Below are 22,663 nucleotides of genomic sequence, written 5' to 3' on the forward strand. Positions count from 1 at the left end.
TAGATGAAGCTTACAAATTGTTAGGGATTTTCGGGGAGGGGTCCCAGCCGGGGCGAGGAGGTCCCTGCCTGCATGGGGCCACATCGCGTCGTGCGACGTCACTCTCGCATGTGCAAAACGTTATTTATTTAAAAATACAACGCGCCGATGGTGGTATATCGACCGCCTACGACATCACTGATTCTTACTTTTCTTTTTTCCACCTATCATTTTTTCAGATATAGACGTGGTAAGAGAGGACCACGCCTCACAAGTATCCGGCCGTAGCTGATCTGCGGCGCTCAGCAGGGGGAGGGGTCTCATGCTGCTCGTAGCAAATGGTAGGGTCATCACTCGTGACGAGGCGCATCCGTACTTCGAGGACGGCGCGGTCGTCGTCGACGGCACCAAGATCGTGGAGGTCGGCGACAGGTCCGCGCTCGAGGGCAAGTACCCCGACGCAGAGTTCCTCGACGCGCGTGGCGCGGTGATCATGCCGGGACTCATCAACGCCCACACCCACATCTATTCCGGCCTCGCCCGCGGCCTGGCCATCAAGGGCTGCAACCCAACCAACTTCCTCGAGAACCTCGAGCAGCAGTGGTGGAAGATCGATCGCAACCTCAACATGGAGGGCACCCGCGCCTCCGCGTACGCGACCATCCTGGACTGCATCCGCGACGGCGTGACCACCATCTTCGACCACCACGCCAGCTTCCTCGAGATTCCCGGGTCGCTTTTCGCGATCAAGGACGTTGCGGAGGAGACAGGCATGCGCGCCTGCCTCTGCTACGAGACCTCCGACCGCGACGGCGAGGAGAAGTGCGACCAGGCCATCGCCGAGAACGCCGAGTTCGCGCGCTGGGCCGCCGGGCAGGACTCCGACATGATCGCCGCCATGTTCGGCGGGCATGCCCTGTTCACGCTCTCGGACAAGACCCTCGACAAGATGGTCGAGGCCAACGACGGCCTCACCGGCTTCCACATCCACGTCTGCGAGGGAATGAACGACGTCTATGACAGCCTGGGCAACCACGGCTGCACCGCCGTGCACCGCCTCCTCGACCACGGCCTCCTGGGCGAGAAGACCATGCTGGGCCACTGCATCCACATCACGCCCGCCGACATGGACGTGATCGCCGAGACCAAGACCATGATCGTGAACAACCCCGGCTCCAACATGAACAACGCCGTGGGCTGCGCCCCCGTGCTCGAGTTCTTCAAGCGCGGCATCACCGTGGGTATGGGCACCGACGCCTACACCCATGACGTGCTGGAGAGCCTGAAGACCTTCATCATGATCCAGCGCCACAACAGCTGCATGCCCAACGTCGCCTGGGGCGAGGACATGGCCATGCTGTTCAAGAACAACCGCACCATCGCCGAGAAGTACTTCTCGGTCAAGCCCCAGGGCAAGCCCCTCGGCATCCTGGCCCCCGGCGCCGCGGCCGATATCGCGATCTTCGACTACAAGCCCTTCACGCCCTTCTCGGACGAGAACATCGACGGCCACATCCTCTTCGGCTTCGAGGGCAAGGCCTGCCGCACGACCATCATCAACGGTCGCGTCCTCTACAAGGACCGCGAGTTCGTCGACCTGGACGAGGAGGCCATCAACGCCCGCATCCTCGCCGCCTCCAAGCAGCTCTGGGGGGAGCTCAACGGCCGCGAGTACTAAGTCGCATGCACTTGCGTCGCCCGCGGACGCAATAAATGCGGGGGACATAATCCGCCTTTGGTTTTTAGGAGAGGACCAATATGAGCGACATCATGCGCCCCATTCCGTTCGACGCCCTCATGGGCTGGATCCTGGACGAGTACCACACGCAGGGCAGCATCTTCGGCATCACCCGCTTCGCCAAGGGTGACGGGAAGGGCACCCGCCGCATCTTCGGCGAGAGCATCGAGACGCCCGTCGGCCCTGCGGCTGGCCCCAACTCCCAGCTCGCCCAGAACATCGTCGCGAGCTACGTGACCGGTGCCCGTTTCTTCGAGCTCAAGACCGTCCAGGTCATGGACGGCGAGGAACTCTCGGCCTGCGTCAACAAGCCCTGCATCCTGGCAGGTGACGAGGGCTACAACTGCGAGTGGTCCACCGAGCTGACCGTCCCCCAGGCCTTCGACGAGTACGTCAAGGCGTGGGTCGCCTGCAAGCTGCTCTCCCGCGAGCTTGACCTGGGATCTGCCGACGGCTTCGTGTTCAACATGTCAGTGGGCTACGACCTCGAGGGCATCAAGAGCCCCAAGGTCGACAAGTACATCAACGACATGAAGGACGCCTCCGCCACGCCGGCCTTCACCGAGGCCATCGCCTGGGCGAAGGCGAACCTCGACCGCTTCGAGCACGTGGACGAGGCCTTCGTCGACTCCATCACCCCGCAGGTCTCGCGCTCCATCACCGAGTCCACGCTGCACGGCTGCCCTCCCGCAGAGATCGAGCGCATCGCCACCTACCTCATGTGCGAGAAGGGCCTCAACACCTTCGTAAAGTGCAACCCCACGCTCCTGGGCTACGAGTACGCCCGCACCACCCTGGACTCCCTGGGCTTCGACTACATCGCCTTCGACGACCACCACTTCCTGGAGGACCTCCAGTGGGAGGACGCCGTCCCCATGCTCGAGCGCCTCATCGCGCTGGGCAAGGAGAGGGGCCTGGAGTTCGGCGTCAAGCTGACCAACACCTTCCCCGTCGACGTGACCCGCAACGAGCTGCCTAGCGAGGAGATGTACATGTCGGGCCGCTCGCTGTACCCGCTCTCCCTCACCCTGGCCGCCCGGCTGTCCGAGCAGTTCGACGGCAAGCTGCGCATCTCGTACTCCGGCGGTGCCGACGCCAACAACGTGGCCGGGCTCGTCTCGGCCGGCATCTGGCCCGTCACCGTGGCGACCACCATCCTCAAGCCCGGTGGCTACCAGCGCTTCGGCCAGATCGTGCGCGTCCTCGAGTCCGTCGAGGCCAAGGCCTTCGACGGCGTTGACGCCAAGGCCGTCCGCGGCATGGTGGGCGAGGCCGTGAGGGGTGACGCCTACCGCAAGCCCATCAAGCCCCTGCCCGAGCGCCACGTCGCGGCGAAGCTTCCCCTCATGGACTGCTTCACGGCGCCCTGCCGCCACGACTGCCCCATCCACCAGGACATCCCCGGCTACCTCATGGCCGTGGACGAGGGCCGCTACGAGGACGCCCTCAACGTCATCCTCGAGCGCAACGCCCTGCCCTTCGTGACCGGCACCATCTGCCCGCACCACTGCGGCGACGGCTGCATGCGCAACTACTACGAGGAGCACGTCCACATCCGTGAGGCAAAGCTCAAGGCCGCCGAGGCGGCAAGCGAGAAGGTCCTGCCCACGCTCGCCCGCAGGGCCGAGGTCAAGGGCAAGAAGGTCGCCGTCATCGGCGGAGGCCCTGCCGGCCTCTCCGCCGCGTCCTTCCTCTCCCGCGCCGGCGTCGACGTGACCGTGATCGAGCGCACCCAGAAGCTGGGCGGCATCGTTCGTCATGCCATCCCCGAGTTCCGCATCTCGGGCGAGGCCATCGACCGCGACATCGAGCTCTGCAGCGCCTACGGCGCCAAATTCGAGTGCGGCGTCGAGGTCAAGTCGGTCGACGAGCTCCTGAAGCAGGGCTACACCGACGTCGTCATCGCCATCGGCGCCTGGGCGCCTGGTCGCGCCACCCTCAAGTCCGGCGCCGAGATGGACGCCATCGACTTCCTCGTGGCCGCCAAGGGTGACCCCGACTCCCTCGAGCTCGGCAGCGACGTCGTGGTCATCGGTGCCGGCAACACCGCCATGGACGTGGCACGTGCCGCCAAGCGCATCAAGGGCGTCGAGAACGTCCGCCTGGTCTACCGCCGCACCCGCCGCTACATGCCCGCCGACGAGGAGGAGCTCGCGCTCGCGCTCGAGGACGGGGTCGAGTTCATGGAGCTCCTCTCGCCCGACACGCTTGCCGACGGCGTCCTGACCTGCGAGGTCATGGAGCTTGGCGCTCCCGACGAGTCTGGCCGCCGCTCGCCCGTCTCCACCGGCAAGACCACGACCATTCCCGCCACCACCGTCATCGCCGCGGTGGGCGAGAACGTCGAGGGCACGCTCTTCGAGGCCTCCGGCATCGAGGTCGACCGCAAGGGACGCCCCGTGGTCGACGCCAGCTACAAGACCAACCTGCCCCACGTCTATGCCATCGGTGACGCCCGCCGCGGGCCTGCCACCGTGGTCGAGGGCATTGCGGACGCCGCCATGGTGACCGTCGCCATCTCGGGCGCGGACTTCAACGGCAAGGTCGAGTCCAACGTCAAGGCCGACTACGACGCCCCGCTCGCCAAGCGCGGCGACCTCTGTCTGGACGTCAAGGGCTGCGACAGGACCCGCTGCCTGGGCTGCGCCACCGTCTGCGAGACCTGCGTCGAGGTCTGCCCCAACCGCGCCAACGTCGCGATTCGCGTGCCCGGCATGCGCCAGCGCCAGATCGTGCACGTCGACGGCATGTGCAACGAGTGCGGCAACTGCGCCGTCTTCTGCCCCTACCAGGGTGGCCGTCCCTACAAGGACAAGCTCACCCTCTTCTGGAGCAAGGAGGACTTCGACAACAGCACCAACGAGGGCTTCCTTCCCATCGACGGCGGCATGCTCGTCAGGCTTGACGGAGGCACCAAGGTATACGATGTGAATGACAAGGACTGCGGACTGTCCGAGTCGGTGCGCGCCACCATCGCTGCCGTGCAAAGCGACTATGCCTACCTCATGATCGGCTAGCCTCGCGAGGCGCTGTGCCACAGCCTCAAACACAAACCGAGGGCCGGAGGTGGCGCGCTTCGGCGTGCCACCTCCCGGCGCTCATTCCGGGGGGATAGGCTCAATATGGCCAAGAGAAGGGACAAGGTAGCCGTCGTACATTGCTGGGGGGGAGCCAGCAGGTACTGCAACTACGGCTGCGTCGGCTGCGGCGCGTGCGTCGCCGCCTGCAAGGTCGACGCGATCGGCCTCAACGAGAACAACACCGCGCAGGTGAGGCGCGAGGCCTGCATAGGCTGCGGCCTCTGTGCGAGGGCCTGTCCGCAGGGGATCATCGAGATAGTCCCCCGCGAGGCGACAATCCTGCCGCTCTGCTCCAATCCGGACCCGGGCTCGGTCGCACGCAAGCTCTGCGACTCGAGCTGCATCGCCTGCGGCGCCTGCGAGCGAGCCTGCCCGGCGGATGCCATCCACGTGACGGACAACCTGGCGGTGACGGACGTCGAGCTCTGCATCGCCTGTGGCATGTGCGCGACCAAGTGCCCGCGCGGCGTCATCCGTGACGCCAACGGCATCCTGGCCAAGGGCTTCTAGAGGGGAGGGGACATGGGAAAGTACAGCTTCTCCGTCAACGGCGAAGAGATCTCGACGGACGAGAACGTATCGCTCCTGCGCTTCCTGCGCGACGAGCTCCACCTCACCTCCGTGAAGGACGGCTGCTCCGAGGGCGCCTGCGGCACCTGCACCGTCGTCATCGACGGGATTGCCACCAAGGGCTGTGTCATCACCACCAAGCTTGCCCAGGGCAAGCAGATCCTCACCGTGGAGGGCCTTGGCGAGGAGGAGAAGGAGGCCTTCGTCTATGCCTTCGGCGCCGTGGGGGCCGTGCAGTGCGGCTTCTGCATCCCCGGCATGGTGATGAGCGGGGCAGCCCTCCTGAGGGCCAACCCCAATCCCACCGAGGACGACGTCAAGGTCGCGATAAAGGGCAACGTCTGCCGCTGCACCGGCTACAAGAAGATCATCGAGGGCATCCTGCTCGCCGCCCAGATCCTCAGGGGAGAGAGGCAGATCGACCCCGAGCTCGAGAGAGGCGACGACTACGGCGTGGGCAAGCGCGCCTTCCGCGTGGACGTGCGCCGCAAGGTCCTGGGCTACGGCGTGTATCCCGACGACCTCAACGAGACCGACTACCCCGACATGGCCTACGCCTCGGCGGTGCGCTCGAAGTACCCGCGTGCCCGCGTGCTCTCCATAGACAGCTCCAAGGCCGAGGCCCTGCCTGGCGTCCTGGGCGTGCTCACCGCCAAGGACGTGCCCGTCAACCAGGTGGGCCACCTCATCCAGGACTGGGACGTGATGATCGCCGAGGGCGACGTCACCCGCTTCGTGGGAGATGCCATCTGCCTGGTGGTTGCCGAGGACGAGAAGACCCTGGCAAAGGCCAAGAGGCTCGTCAAGGTGACCTACGAGGAGCTCGAGCCCGTCCGCAACATCGAGGAGGCGAAGGCCGAGGGTGCCCCCATCATCCACGACAGCTTCCTTGCCTTCGGCAACGTCGTCGAGCTCCACGACAACGTCTGCCAGAGCCGCCACGTGACCCGCGGCAACGCCAAGGAGGCGCTCGCCAAGTCCGCCCACGTGGTGACCAAGACCTTCGAGACGCCCTTCACCGAGCATGCCTTCCTGGAGCCCGAGTGCGCCGTGGCCTTCCCCTACAAGGACGGCGTCAAGGTCCAGAGCACCGACCAGGGCGCCTACGACACGCGCAAGGAAGTCGCCCACATGTTTGGCTGGGACGAGACGCCCGAGCGCGTCGTCGTCCAGACCATGCTGGTCGGCGGCGGCTTCGGCGGCAAGGAGGACGTGAGCGCCCAGCACCTCGCCGCCCTCGCCGCCCTGCACTTCGGACGCACGGTGAAGTGCCGCTTCACGCGCAAGGAGTCCATCGACTTCCATCCCAAGCGCCACGCCATGCAGGGCACCTTCACCCTGGGCTGCGACGAGGAGGGCAACCTCACCGCTCTGGACTGCGAGATCAACTTCGACACCGGTGCCTACGCGAGCCTCTGCGGCCCCGTCCTCGAGCGCGCCTGCACCCATTCGGTCGGTCCCTACAAGTACCAGAACACCGACATACGTGGGTACGGCTACTACACCAACAACCCGCCCGCGGGCGCCTTCCGCGGCTTCGGCGTGTGCCAGAGCCAGTTCGCCCTCGAGTGCCTCATCGACGTGCTTGCCGACGAGGTGGGCATCTCTCCTTGGGAGATGCGCTACAAGAACGCGATCGAGCCCGGCGAGGTCCTGCCCAACGGCCAGATCGCCGACTGCTCCACCGCGCTCAAGGAGACCCTCCTGGCGGTGAAGGACGCCTATGACGCCAACGCCGACCACTGCGGCCTCGCCTGCGCCATGAAGAACGCGGGCGTGGGCGTGGGCCTGCCTGACGCCGGGCGCTGCAAGATCGTGGTCGAGGGCGGCAAGGCGATGGTCTATTCCGCGACCTCCGACATCGGCCAGGGCTGCAACACCGTCTTCCTCCAAGACGTGGCGGAGGCCAGTGGCCTTCCGCGCGCCCTCATCCGCAACGGCGAGTGCTCCACCGAGGCGGCGCCCGACTCCGGCACCACCTCCGGCTCGCGCCAGACCGTCATCACCGGCGAGTCCGTGCGCGGTGCCGCCTTCCTGCTCCGCGACGCGATGCTCGCGTACGAGGCGGGGGAGGGCGTGCCCCAGGAACCCGTTCGCGCCAGGGGTGACGGCGTCAAGGTCGAGTACGAGGGCGGCAGGAGCTACGACGTCCATGCCTGCGAGCTCAAGGCCGGCGGCGGACGCCACGCCAATGATCCCGCTTCCGCGCTAGCGGCGCTCGAGGGCTGCGAGTTCAGCTACGTCTACTTCGAGCCCACCGACAAGCTGGGGGCGGACAAGTCCAACCCCAAGAGCCACGTGTGCTACGGCTTCGCCACGCACCTGGTGATCCTGGACAAGAAGGGCAAGGTCTCCCAGATCTACGCCGCGCACGACTCAGGCAAGGTTGTCAACCCCATCGCCATCCAGGGCCAGATCGAGGGTGGCGTGCTCATGGGCATGGGCTATGCCCTCACCGAGGACTTCCCGCTCAAGGACTGCGTGCCCACCGCGCGCTACGGGACCCTTGGCCTCCTGCGTGCCAGCCAGATTCCCGACATCCACGCCATCTACGTGGAGAAGGACGAGCTCCTGCCCGTGGCCTACGGCGGCAAGGGCATCGGGGAGATCGCGACCATCCCCACCGCGCCTGCGGTGCAGAACGCGTATCGCCGCGTCAGCGGCAGGCTCCAGACCAAGCTGCCGCTCGTCGACACGCCCTACGAGAGGAGGCCGCGCGGGTAGGCCGATCCCTAGGATATTCAGGGGCCTCCTGCCGCCGTGCCGGGGGCTCCTGGGCAATGCAACACCCCGAAACGTGAGACCGGAAGAGCTGCGAAAGAGGTGGTCGTGACATGGGAGAGCTCTTGAGGATGGAGGGCGTCGACAAGCGCTTCGGCTCGTTCTACGCGAACCGCAACGTCACCCTCTCCATACAAGAGGGCGAGGTGCACACCCTGTTGGGCGAGAACGGAGCGGGCAAGTCGACGCTCATGAACTGCCTGATAGGCCTGTACACGCCGTCTGCGGGCAAGATCTACATGAGGGGCGAGGAGGTCCACATCGACTCCCCGCGCGATGCCGTCGCGCACGGCATCGGCATGGTGCACCAGCACTTCATGCTGGTGGAGGACATGAGCGGCCTCGAGAACATCATCCTGGGCGACAAGCGCCACAACACGCCCCTGCTCCAGAAGGCCGACGACCGCAAGACCATCGAGGGGCTCATGCAGCGCTACGGCCTGGAGGTCGACCTCGACCAGCGCGTGGGCGACATGTCCATCGGCATGCAGCAGCGCGTCGAGATCCTGAAGGTCCTCTTCCGCGGAGCCGACCTGCTCATCCTCGACGAGCCCACCGCCGTCCTCACCGACCTCGAGGTCCAGGGCCTCTTCGACATTATGAACTCCCTGACCGACGAGGGTAAGTCGATCATCTTCATCTCGCACAAGATGCGCGAGGTCATGCACATCTCCGACCGCGTTACGGTCCTGCGCCGCGGCGAGTGCATCGACACGGTCGAGGTCTCCAAGACCACCGAGCAGGAACTCGCCGACCTCATGATCGGCCAGAAGTTCACCGAGAGCACCTACCAGAAGGTGGACGCGACCGACCAGCCCATGCTCACGCTCACCAACGTGTCCTACCATCCCGAGGTCAAGCACGGCGGACTGAAGGACGTCACCCTCACCCTCCACAAGGGAGAGATCCTGGGCGTCGCGGGCATCGACGGCAACGGGCAGGGTGCCCTCGCCGAGGTCGTGACCGGCCTCATCGCCCCCGAGTCCGGCGAGGTCGTCGGCCCCGACGGCTCGAGCATCGCGCTCTTCTCGCCCCAGGCCTTCATCGACGCCGGCTTCGGCAACATCCCCGAGGACCGCAACAAGATGGGCCTCGTCGGCGACATGACGATCGCCGAGAACCTGGTCCTCAAGCAGACCAACACCGAGCGCTTCTCCGCAGGGCACGGCGCCTGGCTCAAGATGGATGCCATCCAGGAGTTCGCCGAGCAGCTGCGCGAGGAGAACGACATCCGCTGCACCTCCGTCAGCCAGACGGCCCGCAGCCTCTCGGGCGGCAACCAGCAGAAGGTCATCCTCGCGCGCGAGCTCGACAGCCACCCCAAGCTCCTCGTGGCCGTCTATCCCACGCGCGGCCTGGACATCGGCGCCACCGGCTTCGTCCACGACCAGATCGTGGCGCAGCGCGACGCCGGCTGCTCGGTGCTGCTCATCTCGGCTGACTTCGACGAGGTCCTGAAGCTCTCGGACCGCATCGTCGTCCTCTTCGAGGGCCAGATCATGGGAACGTACCCCGGCGCGAATCCCCCCATCAAGGAGATCTCGCTCGCCATGGCAGGAAAGTAGGAGGGAGGAACAATGGCAAAGAGCTCTAGCTCTGACAACAGCCGCGAGAAGCTGCTGACGACGCTCACCCCCGTCGTCTCGGTCCTCCTCGCGCTCATCGTGGGGGCCATCATCATCGCGTGCCTCGGCAAGAGCCCCGTTCAGGGTTACGCCGCCATGCTCCAGGGCTCCCTGGGCTCCCTCTCCAAGGTCGCCAAGACCCTGGAGCGCTCCTGCCCGCTGATCTTCACCGGCCTCTGCGCCGTGTTCGCCTACAAGTGCGGCGTCTTCAACCTCGGCGGAGAGGGCCAGTTCATCATGGGTGGCTGCGCCGCCGCCACCGTCGTCCTGGGCCTTGGCCTCGACGGCCCCGTCGGCATGCTCTGCGGCCTCACCGCCGGCATCGTCGTGGGCGGCCTCTGGGGCCTGCTTCCCGGCATCATGAAGATCACGCGCGGCCTCAACGAGATGATCACCACGATCATGCTCAACTACGTCGCCATGTACTTCATGGAGTACGTCTTCAAGAACCTCCTCTCGGATAACGGCCTTCCCAAGACCCTCGCCATGCCCAACGCCGCGCGCCTGCCCGGCATCGGCGGCATGCACGTGGGCGTCATCCTTGCCGTCCTCCTGGGCCTCTTCCTGTGGTACCTGATCTTCCGCACCTCCTTCGGCTTCAAGATCCGCGCCGTGGGCATGAACCCCATCGCCTCGCGCGTGAGCGGCTTCCCGGTGAACAGGCTCGTCCTTCTCGCCTTCGTCATCTCGGGCGCCATCGCCGGAATGGGCGGCGCCGTCGAGCTCCTGGGCAAGACCCCCTACCGCCTGGCGGCGGGCTTCGGTGCGGGCTTCGGCTTCGACGGCGTGGCCATCGCCCTCATCTCGCAGCTCAACCCCATAGCTGCCATGCTGGTCGCCATCCTCTTCGGCATCCTCAACACGGGCGGCACCATGATGCAGAGCGTCATCGGCGTCCCCACCGCCATCGTCGACATCATCCGCGGCCTGATAATCATCTTCGCCGTCGCCGGCATGGCCATCGTCAAGCTCCCCAAGATCATTGCGTTCTTCAGCTCCCGTGGACCCAAGCAGGGCGCGAACGAGCCTGAGGTCGCCACCGACAAGAAAGCGGAGGTGACGGCGTAATGGACTTCTTCATGACCTCACTGCCCACGATCCTCAACGCCACGACCCTGAGTGCCGTGCCCATCCTCCTGGCCGCCCTGGGCGAGCTCTTCTCCGAGCGCGCCGGCTTGGTCAACATCGGCCTCGAGGGCATCATGGCCGTGGGCGCCTTCGTCGCCTTCGCCGTGGGCAAGATGACGGGCAACCTCTGGCTCGGCGTCTGCGCCGCCATCGTCGCCGGCATCGCCATCAACATGATCTACGCCTTCTGCACCGTCACGCTCTGCGTCGACCAGGTGGTCGTGGGCATGGCCATCAACATCCTTGCGCCCGCCCTGGCGCTCTTCGGCTACAACATGTTCGTCGGATCCAACTCCGCCAACGCCACCGGCGTCATCATGGAGAGGATCCAGATCCCGGGGCTGAGCGCGATACCCTACATAGGTGGGCCGGTCTTCGGTCAGCAGCTCCTTGCCTATCTCGCCTTCATCCTGGTGCCCCTCGTGACCTACTTCTTCAAGAGCTTCCGTGGCGGCCTCTCGTTCCGCTCGGTGGGCGAGAACCCCCAGGCTGCAGAGACCCTGGGCATCAACGTCATCCGCATCAAGTTCGTGGCCTGCGTCGCCTGCGGCGCGCTGGCTGGCATGGGCGGGGCGTTCCTCTCGGTCTGCATGACCCCGATCTACATCGACGGCATCGTCATGGGCCGCGGCTTCATCGCGCTGGCGACGGTCATCTTTGGTCGTTGGAGCGCCGTGGGCATCATGGCCGCGAGCCTGCTCTTCGGCTTCTTCGACGGGCTCAACGTCGCCCTGCAGGCCCAGTTCAACGCCGCGCCCGTCATGTTCTTCAAGATGATCCCGTACATCTTCACGATCATCGCCCTGATCTTCTTCGGTTCCAGGCACGCCGGGCCCAAGGCGAACGGCCAGCCCTACTACCGCGAGTCGCGTTAGTCCGCTGCCGCCCGGGCAACGCCCGCTGGGCAGCGCGATTTACAAAAGCACCGTTCAGCGTGCAAGAATGGGATATAAACTCTGGGCCTTTTGGCCATCGAGTCGAAGGGAGTGGGCACAGCACAGAGACACGAGGTTGGAAGTTCTTCGCATGTGTCAGTGGCAGGAATGTCTTCTTAGAAAGGGAACTACCATGAGCGAGTCCAAGTTCAACTTCATGCTTAACAGGCGTCAGGCCATCGCGCTGGGCCTCGGATCCGCGGCCACGGTCGCCCTCGCCGGCTGCAGCGGCGGAAGCGGCAGCGACGACAAGGCAGCGGGCGGGGATTCCTCCGAGGGCAGTTACAAGGTCGCCATGATCATGTCCGGCACCATCACCGACGGCGGCTGGGACCAGGGCCACTACGAGTCCCTGAAGCGCGCCATCGAGTCCCACCCCAAGTGGGAGATGCTCGAGCCCAAGGAGAACACGCCCGACGCCGATGCCGCCACCGCCGCCCAGAGCTACGTCGACCAGGGCGTCGACCTCATCATCGGCAACGGAAACCAGTTCGCCTCCGACTGGGCCGAGGTCGTCGCCGACGCGGAGGGCAACGACAAGGTCCACTTCCTCATCACCAACACCAACCCCACCTCCGAGATGGCCGACTACAAGTCCCTCGCCAAGGTGGAGACGGTGCTGCCCAACTTCAAGCAGACCGGCGCCCTCGCGGGCGTCGTCGCCGGCCTCATGACCAAGACCAACAGCATCGGCTTCATCGGCGGCATGAAGCTCCCCTCCACCGAGGCCAAGTACGCCGCCTACCTGGCCGCCGCCCAGAAGATCAACCCCGAGATCAAGGGCCAGTACAACTTCGAGGCCGGCTTCACCGACGCCTCCCTGGGCACCAAGCTGACCGAGAACTGGATCAGCACCAACAACGTCGACGTCATGTGGGGCGACGCTTCCGCAGTCGACAACGGCTCGCGCCAGGCCCTCGAGTCTGCCGGTGCCGACACCCACTTCGACATCGCCCAGCCCATCGACATCGCCGGTGCCGACCAGCCCACCGTCGTGACCTCCACCGTCACCGACTGGAAGATCGACCAGGCCATGGACGAGATCGAGAAGGGCGAGTTCGGCGACGGCAAGGTCATCACCGCCGACATGTCCAACGGTGGCATCTCGCTGGGCAAGTTCTCGGACAAGGTCCCCGAGGACGTCCAGGCCAAGATCAAGGAGCTCGCCGAGCAGATCAAGAGCGACTCCTTCGTGACCGACGCAGAGGTCGAGGCCATCGCCTCCACCCTCTAGGCCAAGGCGCACAGGCGCCAAGACGCCCCAGAGCGGCGCCGGGATGTCCAGCGGGCACCCCGGCGCCGCACTTTTCAGGCGACGGGGATGCCCGTCGCGCGGACGGGAGGTCGCATGGCAAGGAAGGACTTCACCCACGAGGAGGACGTCGCACTGCTGAGGAGGTGCATCGAAGTCTCGCGCCGGTCGCGCGAGCACGGCAACACCCCCTTCGGGGCGATCCTGGTCTCCCCGGACGGGGCGGTGCTGCTCGAGCAGGAGAACATCGAGATCGACACGCACCGCTGCACCGGGCACGCCGAGACCCAGTTGGTCGACCGCGCCTCGCAGATGTTCGACAAGCCCTATCTCGCGGACTGCTCGCTCTACACCTCGGCAGAGCCCTGCGCCATGTGCTCCGGCGCCATCTACTGGGCGGGCGTGGGCAGGGTCGTCTACGCGATGACCGAGCGGTCGCTGCTGCGCCTCACGGGTGCGAACGAGCAGAATCCCACCTTCGACCTACCCTGCCGGCAGGTGTTTGCGGCGGGTCAGAAGGACATCGAGGTCGTCGGACCCTTCGAGGAGCTCGAACAGGAGGCCGCGGACGTCCACCGGGGTTACTGGGACTGAGGTCGGCGGTGGCTCTCGCCAGGCGTCGGACGAGAGACGAATGCAAGAACCGGTTGGTCTTTGAGGAGAAGGGAAGCTAGTCAATGAGTGGCATTCTTGGACTTCGCAAGGCAATGCCGAGCAGGCGCGAGGCCCTGGCCCTTGGGGCTGGGTCCGCGGCCCTCGCCGCAGGGCTGCTCGCGGGATGCGGCTCCGGCGGCAGCGCCGATCCCGGAACGGGCGAAGATGGCCAGCCCAAGCGCGTGGTGATGGTCATCAGCAGCCCAAAGAACGACGGCGGCTGGGGCTAGGGCCACTACGAGTCCCTGAAGCGCGCCATCGAGTCCCACCCCAAGTGGGAGATGCTCGAGCCCAAGGAAAGCGTGGCGGACGCCGATGCGGCGGATGCCGCGCAGAGCTACGTCGACCAGGACGTCGACCTCATCGTGGGCGCCGGCAACGAGTTCGCATCGGTCTGGGCCGAGGTCGTGGCGGAGGCGACGGAGTCGCACCCCAAGGTCCACTTCCTCATCACCAACACCGACCCAGCCGTCGACCTGGCCGACTACCAGACCCTCGACAACCTCGAGACGGTGCTCACCGACCTCAGCCAGTCGGGGGCGCTTGCCGGCGTGGTGGCAGGCCTCATGACCAAGACGAAGAGCATCGGCTTCATCGGCGGCGCCAAGCTGCCCATGACCCTCACCAAGTACGCGGCCTACCTCGCGGCTGCCCAGAAGGTCACCCCTGGCGTCGAGGGCCACTACAACTTCGAGGCCGGCTTCACCGACGCCTCCCTGGGCGCGCGCCTGACCGAGAACTGGATCGCTGCCAACGACGTCGACGTCATGTGGGGCGACGCCTCGGCGGTCGACAACGGCTCGCGCCAGGCCCTCGAGTCTGCCGGTGCCGACACCCACTTCGACATCGCCCAGCCCATCGACATCGCGGGGGAGGGGCAGGCGACGGTCGTCACCTCAACGGTCATCGACTGGAAGATCGACCAGGCCATGGACGAGATAGAGAAGGGCGAGTTCGGCTCCGGCAGGACCATCTCCGCAGACATGTCAAACGGGGGCATCTCGCTGGGCAAGTTCTCCGACAAGGTTCCCGCCGACGTCCAGGACAAGATCGGGGACTACGTCAAGCTCATCTCCGGGGGAAGCTTCCTCACCGAGGCCGAGATCGAGGCCGTGAGGTCCACGCTCTAGCCCTTCGGCCGTTCGCGATCCGCGCTGCCGAGGTGGTGGTACCTTGCGGGGTGCCACTGCCCCTTTCTAAGCTTCTCTCTTATCCATCTAAACAATTGCAAAGGACATGGTCACGCAAGCGATGCGTTATATATAAAAAAACATAACGAAAAAATAGGTAGGCAAACAAACTTTTTGCCATTTGCCGCGCCTTTCGTACCGTATGCGGCAGCCGAGAAAAAGCGTAAGGCGCAGGCACTGATAGCATGGAAGTTGCTAACGAGGTGGGGGAGGGCTAAACAATGGCTGGTTTCGAGCCAGCATTTCTCGCCTCGGAGGCAGGGGGAGCGGGCGCGCAGGGGATTGCGCCCACGACATCCCAGCGCGTACTTCGGCATTGCGGGTCGGGAGCGCGGCATCGCCGGGACCTGACTTTTGTAGCATAGGAAGTTACGCCCCTCGCACCATGGGGAGCGCGGAGAGAGGGACGCCGGGCAAAGAGGGAATGCCTGGTGGCGTGGGGTAACCAAGCGAAGGGGTGAGCCATGGAGAAGTTGAGGGAGGTCGGCAGGCCTCTGGTGCGCGTCGACGCGTACGACAAGGTCACCGGACGTGCCATGTACACGGACGACCTCTGCCCGAAGCCCTGCCTGGAGGCTCGAATCCTGCATTCGACCATCGGCAACGGCGTTGTCAAGTCCATCGACATCAGCGAGGCGCAGAAGGTCCCTGGCGTGGTGGGGGTCTTCACCTGCTTCGACGTGCCCGACCACCCGTACCCCGTGGCAGGGCACCCCTGGTACGCCGAGTCCAAGAAGGAGAAGCGCGACCTTCCCGACCGCAAGCTCCTCGACGCGCGCGTGCGCATCTACGGCGACAACATCGCCGCCGTCGTGGCCGAGGATACCGTGGCCTGCGACCGCGCCCTGGCCAAGATCAAGGTCGAGTACGAGGAGTACCCCGTCGTCTACGACCCCATCGAGTCGATGAAGGGCACCGAGCACCCCGTCCAGGAGGGCAAGCCCGACAACATCGTGGCGCACACCCTGGCCAAGACGGACGACGAGAAGCTCGCCAGGCTGGGCTACTCCTCCGTCGAGGACGCGGTCAACGACCCCAGGTACCACCACTACAAGATTCACATGGAGACGGGCGAGCAGTCCCAGGTCCACATCGAGACCTGCACCTCCTACTGCTACGAGGAGAACGGCAAGATCGTCTGCGTGTCCTCCACCCAGATCCCGCACATCTGCCGCCGCGTCATCGGCCAGGCCCTGGGCATCCCCTGGGGTGACGTCCGCGTCATCAAGCCCTATATCGGCGGTGGCTTCGGAACCAAGCAGGACATCCACTACGAGCCCCTGAACGCCTGGCTCTGCAGGCAGGTCGGCGGGCGTCCCGTCCGCCTCGAGCTCAGCCGCGAGGAGCTCTTCTACGCCACCAGCGGACGCCAGCCCAAGAGCTTCGACGTCGAGGCCGCCGTCGACGACGACATGAACCTCCGCGCCCGCTCCATCAAGGGTTGGTCCAACACCGGCGGCTACATCCATCACGGGCACGCCCTGGTCCTGAACTCGGTCAACACCTTCCGCTGGCTGTACCACAAGCAGGAGGACGCGGTTCGCTGCGAGGCCTGGACCATCCACACCAACGGACCGCACACCGGTGCCATGCGCGCGTACGGCGTGCCCGAGGGTAACTGGGCCGCCGAGTGCCTCATGAGCGACATCGCCCACGACATGGGCTGGGACGGCGTCGAGTTCCGCCTGAAGAACGCCATCTACGAGGGCTACTACGACGAGTTCAGCCCCGGCAACTACATCGCCGCCCACACCTGCGGCCTGCCCGAGTGCGCCGAGAAGGGCAAGGCGTACATCGAGTGGGACAAGAAGAAGGCCGAGTACGCCAACGAGACCGGTCCCATCCGCCACGGCGTGGGCGTCTCCTTCTTCGTGTACAAGACCGCCGTCGCCCCCTTCGCGCTCGAGACCGCGACGGCCGCGATCACGCTGAACCAGGACGGCAGCTTCCAGCTCCAGATGGGCGCCACCGAGATTGGCCAGGGTGCCGACACCGTCTTCTCGCAGATGGCGGCCGAGGCCCTCGGCGTCGACACCGAGGACGTCCACATCGTCTCGTTCCAGGACACCGACGTAACGCCCTATGACGCAGGCGCCTACGCCTCCCGCCAGACCTACGTCTCGGGCACCGCGGTCAAGCAGGCGGGCGAGAAGCTGCACAAGCAGATCATCGAGTACGCCCACTACCTCTTCCCGGGCGCCCAGGGCGAGTTCGACCTGCACGACCACGCCATCTGGGACTGCGTGGGCAACAAGGTCATCGACCTTGCGGAGCTCGCGCTCGAGGCCTACTACAACACCAACCACAACGACCAGCTCTACGCCCGCTCCACCGCCAACGTGCACACCAACACGATTGCCGTGGGCTGCAGCTTCGCCGACGTCACGGTCGACATGCCGCTGGGCAAGGTCACGGTCAACAAGATCATCAACGTCCAGGACTCCGGTCGCCTCATCAACCCCAAGCTCGTCGAGCAGCAGGTGCACGGCGGCATGGCCCAGTCCATCGGGTTCGCCCTCTACGAGGAGCTCCTCATAGACCCCAAGACCGCCCGCGTGCTCAACCCCACGCTGCTCGACTACAAGATTCCGACCACGATGGACGTGCCCGACCTCGAGGCGCAGTTCGTCGAGACCGACGACCCCACCGGCCCCTACGGCAACAAGGCAGTGGGAGAGACGCCCGTCATCTCGCCTGCGGCTGCGATCCGCGACGCCATCCTGGATGCAACCGGCGTCAAGTTCTACCAGGAGCCGATGACCCCTCAGCGCCTCTTCGAGGGATTCAAGAAGGAGGGTCTCATCTAATGTATGACATCGAATCGCTCCATTGCGCGACCAGCGTGGACGACGCCGTCCAGGCCCTCGCGAACGACCCCCAGGCCATCGTGGTCGCCGGTGGCACCGACGTCCTCGTGAAGGTGCGCGAGGGCAAGTTCTCGGGCGCCCACCTCGTCTCGATCCACGAGCTCCACGACGAGCTCGATGGCGTCACCCTCGCCGAGGACGGCACCGTGGAGATAGGGCCCATCACCTGGTTCCACCATGTGACCACGAGTCCCGTGATCCAGGCGACCGTCCCCACGCTGGGCGACGCCTGCGACACCCCCGGCGGCCCCCAGCTGCGCGTGTCCGGCACCATCGGTGGCAACGTCTGCAACGCCGCCACCTCCGCGGACTCCGCGTCGACCCTCTATGCCTACGGCGCCCTGCTCGACGTGAGGGGTCCCAAGGGCGAGCGCACCATCCCCATCGAGGAGTGGTATGCGGGTCCCGGCCGCTCCACCAAGGAGCGCGACGAGGTCCTCGTCAAGATCCGCATCCCCAAGGACCACTACGAGGGCTTCACCGGCCACTACTTCAAGTACGGCAAGCGCCGCGCGCTCGAGATCGCGACCATGGGCTGCTGCTGCCTGGTCAAGCTCTCGGCCGACAAGAGGACCGTCGACGACATCCGCCTCGCCTTCGGGGTGGCGGGGCCCACGCCCATGAGGGCGAGGGGAGCCGAGGACGGCGTGCGCGGGCTTCCCGTCGCCGAGGCCGTCGAGAAGATCGGCGAGCTGGCTCAGGCAGACACCAACCCCCGCGACAGCTGGCGCGCCTCCAAGGAGTTCAGGCTCCAGCTCATCAAGGAGATGGCGAAGCGCTCCCTCGCAGAGGCCGCGCGCAAGGGAGGGGCAGATATCTAATGGACATGAGAATCCTGAAGTGCAAGGTCAACGGCAAGGAAGTCCAGGTGGGCTATGACCCCCGCGAGTCTCTGCTCGACACCCTGCGCAACCGCCTGCACCTCACCAGCGTCAAGCGTGGCTGCGAGGTCGGCGAGTGTGGCGCCTGCACCGTCCTAATCGACGGTGTCGCCACCGACACCTGCCTCTACCTCACCGACTGGGCGCAGGGCAAGGAGATCCTGACCGTCGAGGGCCTCCAGGCGGCAGACGGCACGCTCCACCCCGTCCAGCAGGCCTTCGTGGACGAGTTCGCCGTCCAGTGCGGCTTCTGCATTCCCGGGCTCATCATGAGCACGGTCGAGATAGCAAACTCCGGCAAGACCTACACCAGGGACGAGCTGCGCAAGCAGCTCTCGGGCCACCTCTGCCGCTGCACGGGCTACCAGGACGTCATGAACGCGGTGGAGAAGGCCGTCGAGTTCTGCCACGAGCGCGTGGGGGCAGACGAGACGACCACCGCCTAGTCGACCAGCGCGGTGCGGCGGCCGCCCCGCCGCACCGCCAGTCAGGCACCATCCCTCGCAAAAACAGGTAGGGGACCAAGAGTCACGACGGCCCCCCATGTTTGGACCACGCCAGGGCGTGGTCTGGTTCCACTCATAGAAGTTATGGCTCCGCGCCACGTCAGGGCTGAGAGGAGGCGACTTTGGCCGCCCTCTAGGGACACTCTTGCAAACTCGCCAAGAAAGGATCGCTCGCTCATGAAGGACAAGATTCAGTCGTTCTTCCACCTGGAAGAGCACGGAACCAACATCCAGACGGAGATAATCGCAGGCATCACCACCTTCGTCACCATCGCCTACATCCTCGTCGTCAACCCCTCCATCCTGGGTGACGGCGGGATGGACCCCGGCGCGGTCTTCACCGCCACGGCAGTCACCGCCGCCTTCGGCACCTGCCTCATGGCCCTCTCCACCAACTATCCCTTCATCCTCGCCCCGGGAATGGGACTCAACGCCTTCATGATCTACACGGTCGTGCTGAGCATGGGCTACACCTGGGAGGTCGCGCTCGCGGCGTTCTTCGTCGAGGGCCTCATCTTCCTGGTCATCGCCCTCACCAACATCCGTGAGGTCGTCCTGGACGCCATCCCGTTGAGCCTCAAGTTCGCCATCACGGCGGGCATCGGCCTCTTCATCACCCTCATCGGTCTCAAGAACGCCGGCATCGTGGTGGACAGTCCCTCCACGCTCATCACCATCTTCCCCTTCCACAGCAGCATGCAGGACGGCAGCTTCGCCACCGGCGGCATCTCCGCGCTCCTGGGCCTCGTGGGCATCGTCATCACCGCGCTCCTCATGATCCACAACGTCAAGGGCAACATCCTTCTCGGCATCCTCATCACCTGGGCGCTCGGCCTCGTCTGCCAGCTGGCGGGCGTCTACGTCCCCGACCCCGCGGCCGGCTACGGCAGCCTGATCCCCGACTTCTCCCGCGGCCTCTCCGTCCCTTCCATGGCTCCCACCTTCATGAAGATGGACTTCTCGCAGGTCTTTAGCGTCGGCTTCGCCACCGTGGTCATCGCCTACCTCTTCACCAACATCTCCGAGACCTTCGGCGCCCTCGTGGGGTCCGCCTCCAAGGCCGGCGTACTCCAGGAAGACGGCAAGTTTCCGCGCTTCAAGAACGCCCTCGTCGCCCAGTCCGTGGGCGTCCTGACCGCAGCCGTCACCGGCACCTCCGCCACCACCTCCGTCGTCGAGTGCGCGGCCGGCATCGCCGCCGGCGGCAAGACCGGCCTCACCTCGCTGGTCACCGGCATCATGTTCCTGATTTCCCTGCTCCTCTCGCCCATCTTCCTGGCCATCCCCTCGTTCGCCACGGCTCCTGCCCTGGTCATCGTCGGCTTCCTCATGATCTCGTCGCTGCTCAACATCGACTTCTCCGACATGTCCGAGGCCATGCCTGCCTTCATCTGCCTCTTCACCATTCCCTTCACCTACAGCATCGTCGAGGGCATGGCCCTGGGCTTCATCTCGTACGTCGTTATCAACACGCTCGGCGGAAAGGAGCGCCAGAAGAAGGTCAGTGTGGCAATGTATGTAATAGCGCTCCTGTTCGTGGCCAAGTACTTCTTCGTGTAGGTCTGGTCGCAGCTGCGACCTCGCAACAGCCGGTCAAAGAGAAGGGATCGCACCATGCTCAACAAGTTCTGCAAGATGCCCCTCTGGGAGTGCAACCGCACCCTCATCAAGGTGGCACAGGGCCAGGAGCCCGCTGACCTCGTGATTCGTCACGCCAAGCTCGTCAGCGTCACCACGCACGAGATCCTCGAGGACACCGACATCGCCATCGCGGCGGGCCGTGTGGCCTACGTGGGCATCGCCCCGTACACCGCCGAGCACTGCATCGGCGAGAACACCAAGGTCATCGACGCCCAGGGACAGTACGTCGCCCCCGGCTTCATGGACGGCCACATCCACGTGGAGAGTTCCATGGTCGGCGTCGACGAGTACGCCCGCGCGGTCGTGCCCCACGGCACCACCGGCATCTACTGGGATCCCCACGAGCTCTGCAACGTCACCGGGCTCGAGGGCGTGGCCGAGGTAGCCAAGGTCGCCAAGAGCGTGCCCCTGAAGGCCATGATCACCACCCCGTCCTGCGTGCCCGCCGTCCCCGGCTTCGAGGACACCGGCGCCTCCGTCGACGCCGCCGGCGTCGAGGAGACCATGGGCTGGGACTCCGTCGTCGCCCTCGGCGAGATGATGAACTACCCGGGCATCCTCTCCTGCGCCGACAACGCCATCGAGGAGGTCAACGCCACCCTCAAGGCCGGCGCCACCGTCACGGGCCACTACAGCGTCTGCGAGACCGACCGCGGCCTCAACGCCTACATCGCGTCGGGCGTCTCGTCCTGCCACGAGTCCATCCGCGCCGAGGACGTGCTCGCCAAGCTGCGCCTGGGCATGTACGCCCAGATCCGCGAGGGATCTGCCTGGCAGAACCTGCACGACCTTGCCCCCGCCGTCGCCGGCGGCAAGGTCGACACGCGCCTCTGCAACCTGGTGTCCGACGACAACCACCCCAACACGCTCGTCTCCGACGGCCACCTCGACCGCATCCTGCGCATGGCCGTCCGCGAGGGCATCGACCCCATCACCGCGATCCAGATGGTGACGATCAACGCCGCCACCTATTTCCAGATGGGCACCGACATGGGCTCCGTCACCCCAGGCAAGTGCGCCGACATCGTCTTCCTCGAGGACCTGAAGGACTTCCGCGTCACCCGCACCATCATCGACGGCGAGATCGTGGCCGAGGACGGCAAGGCCCTCTTCGAGGTGGGCTCCTACCAGTACCCCGAGTTCATGACCGACACCATGCACGTCGCGGTCGACATCGACGAGTCCACCTTCCGGATCCCCGCAGTGGACTCCAAGGGCAACGCCCTCTCCGGTGATTCCGCGACCGTTCGCACCATGGTCGTCGCCCCTGGCTCCACCATCACCGAGGGCATCCTCGTCCAGGCTCCGATCAAGGACGGCCAGCTCGTCGCCGACTCCGAGAACGACCTGCTCAAGGCCTTCGTATTCGAGCGCCACAACAACACCGGCAGCTTCGCCTACGGCTTCGTCAAGGGCTTCGGCATCCACGGCGCCCTGGCGCAGACCGTCGCCCATGACGCCCACAACCTGCTGGTCGTCGGCGACAACGACGCCGACATGGCCCTGGCGGCCAAGACCCTGGTCGAGTGCGGCGGTGGCGAGTGCGCGGTCGAGGACGGCAAGATCCTGGGCCAGGTCGCGCTTCCCATCTGCGGTCTCATGAGCCCCCGTCACGTCGAGGACGTGGCGGCGGACGTCGAGAAGGTCGAGGAGGCCTGGAAGAGCATGGGCTGCACCATGCCCTCGCCCTTCATGACCATGGGCCTGCTCTCGCTCGCGTGCATCCCCAGCCTGCGTCTCACCAACCGCGGCCTGGTGAACACCGACACCTTCCAGTTCGAGTCCCTCGTGGTCGAGGACTAGTCCCCCCTAAGGACATGCCGCAAGGCTAGGCCA

At 65.6% G+C, this 22,663-nt stretch carries 16 protein-coding genes; all 16 read left to right on the forward strand.

Annotated elements, in window-relative coordinates; all coding sequences use genetic code 11:
• The first annotated feature begins 301 nt into the window (after nucleotides 1–301).
• The 16 genes from ssnA (at nucleotide 302) to ade (ending at nucleotide 22,630) form a co-directional block, all read left to right on the forward strand.
• Nucleotides 302–1,657 carry a putative aminohydrolase SsnA gene (gene ssnA, locus BQ7388_RS03370; protein WP_062529492.1) on the forward strand — a complete coding sequence of 452 codons (1,356 nt, stop codon included), beginning with the start codon at nucleotides 302–304 and terminating at the stop codon, nucleotides 1,655–1,657.
• A gap of 80 nt (nucleotides 1,658–1,737) precedes the next feature.
• A complete protein-coding gene (ygfK, locus tag BQ7388_RS03375) occupies nucleotides 1,738–4,734 on the forward strand; it encodes a putative selenate reductase subunit YgfK (RefSeq protein ID WP_072499780.1) in 2,997 nt (998 codons plus the stop codon).
• A gap of 105 nt (nucleotides 4,735–4,839) precedes the next feature.
• Nucleotides 4,840–5,307, forward strand: coding sequence for a 4Fe-4S binding protein (locus BQ7388_RS03380; RefSeq protein ID WP_072499781.1), 468 nt, complete (start codon nucleotides 4,840–4,842; stop codon nucleotides 5,305–5,307).
• Nucleotides 5,308–5,319: 12 nt separating this feature from the next.
• Nucleotides 5,320–8,091 carry a selenium-dependent xanthine dehydrogenase gene (gene xdh, locus BQ7388_RS03385; RefSeq protein WP_072499782.1) on the forward strand — a complete coding sequence of 924 codons (2,772 nt, stop codon included), beginning with the start codon at nucleotides 5,320–5,322 and terminating at the stop codon, nucleotides 8,089–8,091.
• 110 nt (nucleotides 8,092–8,201) lie between these two features.
• Nucleotides 8,202–9,713, forward strand: coding sequence for an ABC transporter ATP-binding protein (locus BQ7388_RS03390; protein ID WP_072499783.1), 1,512 nt, complete (start codon nucleotides 8,202–8,204; stop codon nucleotides 9,711–9,713).
• Nucleotides 9,714–9,725: 12 nt separating this feature from the next.
• Nucleotides 9,726–10,841 carry an ABC transporter permease gene (locus BQ7388_RS03395; RefSeq protein WP_072499784.1) on the forward strand — a complete coding sequence of 372 codons (1,116 nt, stop codon included), beginning with the start codon at nucleotides 9,726–9,728 and terminating at the stop codon, nucleotides 10,839–10,841.
• Nucleotides 10,841–11,776: an ABC transporter permease gene (locus tag BQ7388_RS03400; RefSeq protein WP_009277992.1), complete on the forward strand. Its 936-nt coding sequence runs from the start codon at nucleotides 10,841–10,843 to the stop codon at nucleotides 11,774–11,776. The genes BQ7388_RS03395 and BQ7388_RS03400 overlap by 1 nt, the downstream gene beginning before the upstream one ends.
• Nucleotides 11,777–11,969: 193 nt before the next feature.
• The gene (locus tag BQ7388_RS03405; RefSeq protein ID WP_072499785.1) at nucleotides 11,970–13,070 is read left to right on the forward strand and encodes a BMP family lipoprotein; all 1,101 of its coding nucleotides are present in this window, start codon (nucleotides 11,970–11,972) and stop codon (nucleotides 13,068–13,070) included.
• Nucleotides 13,071–13,184: 114 nt separating this feature from the next.
• Complete coding sequence (locus BQ7388_RS03410) at nucleotides 13,185–13,682, forward strand: nucleoside deaminase (RefSeq protein ID WP_062529505.1); 498 nt, start codon at nucleotides 13,185–13,187, stop codon at nucleotides 13,680–13,682.
• An 83-nt stretch (nucleotides 13,683–13,765) separates the two neighbouring features.
• A complete protein-coding gene (locus BQ7388_RS12875; protein WP_062529507.1) occupies nucleotides 13,766–13,972 on the forward strand; it encodes a hypothetical protein in 207 nt (68 codons plus the stop codon).
• Between the two features lie 15 nt (nucleotides 13,973–13,987).
• Nucleotides 13,988–14,872 carry a BMP family lipoprotein gene (locus tag BQ7388_RS03415; RefSeq protein WP_268794040.1) on the forward strand — a complete coding sequence of 295 codons (885 nt, stop codon included), beginning with the start codon at nucleotides 13,988–13,990 and terminating at the stop codon, nucleotides 14,870–14,872.
• Nucleotides 14,873–15,396: 524 nt separating this feature from the next.
• Nucleotides 15,397–17,739, forward strand: coding sequence for a xanthine dehydrogenase subunit XdhA (gene xdhA / locus BQ7388_RS03420; protein WP_062529512.1), 2,343 nt, complete (start codon nucleotides 15,397–15,399; stop codon nucleotides 17,737–17,739).
• A complete protein-coding gene (gene xdhB, locus BQ7388_RS03425; RefSeq protein WP_062529514.1) occupies nucleotides 17,739–18,620 on the forward strand; it encodes a xanthine dehydrogenase subunit XdhB in 882 nt (293 codons plus the stop codon). Before xdhA ends, xdhB begins: the two co-directional genes overlap by 1 nt.
• Nucleotides 18,620–19,126, forward strand: a complete 507-nt coding sequence (gene xdhC, locus BQ7388_RS03430; RefSeq protein WP_009277986.1) for a xanthine dehydrogenase subunit XdhC — start codon at nucleotides 18,620–18,622, stop codon at nucleotides 19,124–19,126. Before xdhB ends, xdhC begins: the two co-directional genes overlap by 1 nt.
• A 237-nt stretch (nucleotides 19,127–19,363) precedes the next feature.
• Nucleotides 19,364–20,746, forward strand: a complete 1,383-nt coding sequence (locus BQ7388_RS03435; protein ID WP_009277985.1) for an NCS2 family permease — start codon at nucleotides 19,364–19,366, stop codon at nucleotides 20,744–20,746.
• Nucleotides 20,747–20,800: 54 nt separating this feature from the next.
• On the forward strand, nucleotides 20,801–22,630 hold the full coding sequence (ade, locus tag BQ7388_RS03440; protein ID WP_072499786.1) for an adenine deaminase: 1,830 nt from the start codon (nucleotides 20,801–20,803) through the stop codon (nucleotides 22,628–22,630).
• The last annotated feature ends 33 nt before the right edge of the window (nucleotides 22,631–22,663 follow it).

Origin of the sequence: Olsenella phocaeensis (assembly GCF_900120385.1) — a bacterium.
GTDB classification, from domain to species: Bacteria; Actinomycetota; Coriobacteriia; order Coriobacteriales; family Atopobiaceae; genus Olsenella_I; species Olsenella_I phocaeensis.

Coding starts and splice junctions, on each gene's coding strand:
- BQ7388_RS03390 (WP_072499783.1), top strand. CDS start 8,202: ATGGGAGAGCTCTTGAGGATGGAGGGCGTCGACAAGCGCTTCGGCTCG.
- ygfK (WP_072499780.1), top strand. CDS start 1,738: ATGAGCGACATCATGCGCCCCATTCCGTTCGACGCCCTCATGGGCTGG.
- BQ7388_RS03395 (WP_072499784.1), top strand. CDS start 9,726: ATGGCAAAGAGCTCTAGCTCTGACAACAGCCGCGAGAAGCTGCTGACG.
- xdh (WP_072499782.1), top strand. CDS start 5,320: ATGGGAAAGTACAGCTTCTCCGTCAACGGCGAAGAGATCTCGACGGAC.
- BQ7388_RS12875 (WP_062529507.1), top strand. CDS start 13,766: ATGAGTGGCATTCTTGGACTTCGCAAGGCAATGCCGAGCAGGCGCGAG.
- ade (WP_072499786.1), top strand. CDS start 20,801: ATGCTCAACAAGTTCTGCAAGATGCCCCTCTGGGAGTGCAACCGCACC.
- BQ7388_RS03435 (WP_009277985.1), top strand. CDS start 19,364: ATGAAGGACAAGATTCAGTCGTTCTTCCACCTGGAAGAGCACGGAACC.
- xdhB (WP_062529514.1), top strand. CDS start 17,739: ATGTATGACATCGAATCGCTCCATTGCGCGACCAGCGTGGACGACGCC.
- BQ7388_RS03380 (WP_072499781.1), top strand. CDS start 4,840: ATGGCCAAGAGAAGGGACAAGGTAGCCGTCGTACATTGCTGGGGGGGA.
- BQ7388_RS03410 (WP_062529505.1), top strand. CDS start 13,185: ATGGCAAGGAAGGACTTCACCCACGAGGAGGACGTCGCACTGCTGAGG.
- xdhC (WP_009277986.1), top strand. CDS start 18,620: ATGGACATGAGAATCCTGAAGTGCAAGGTCAACGGCAAGGAAGTCCAG.
- BQ7388_RS03405 (WP_072499785.1), top strand. CDS start 11,970: ATGAGCGAGTCCAAGTTCAACTTCATGCTTAACAGGCGTCAGGCCATC.
- BQ7388_RS03400 (WP_009277992.1), top strand. CDS start 10,841: ATGGACTTCTTCATGACCTCACTGCCCACGATCCTCAACGCCACGACC.
- ssnA (WP_062529492.1), top strand. CDS start 302: ATGCTGCTCGTAGCAAATGGTAGGGTCATCACTCGTGACGAGGCGCAT.
- xdhA (WP_062529512.1), top strand. CDS start 15,397: ATGGAGAAGTTGAGGGAGGTCGGCAGGCCTCTGGTGCGCGTCGACGCG.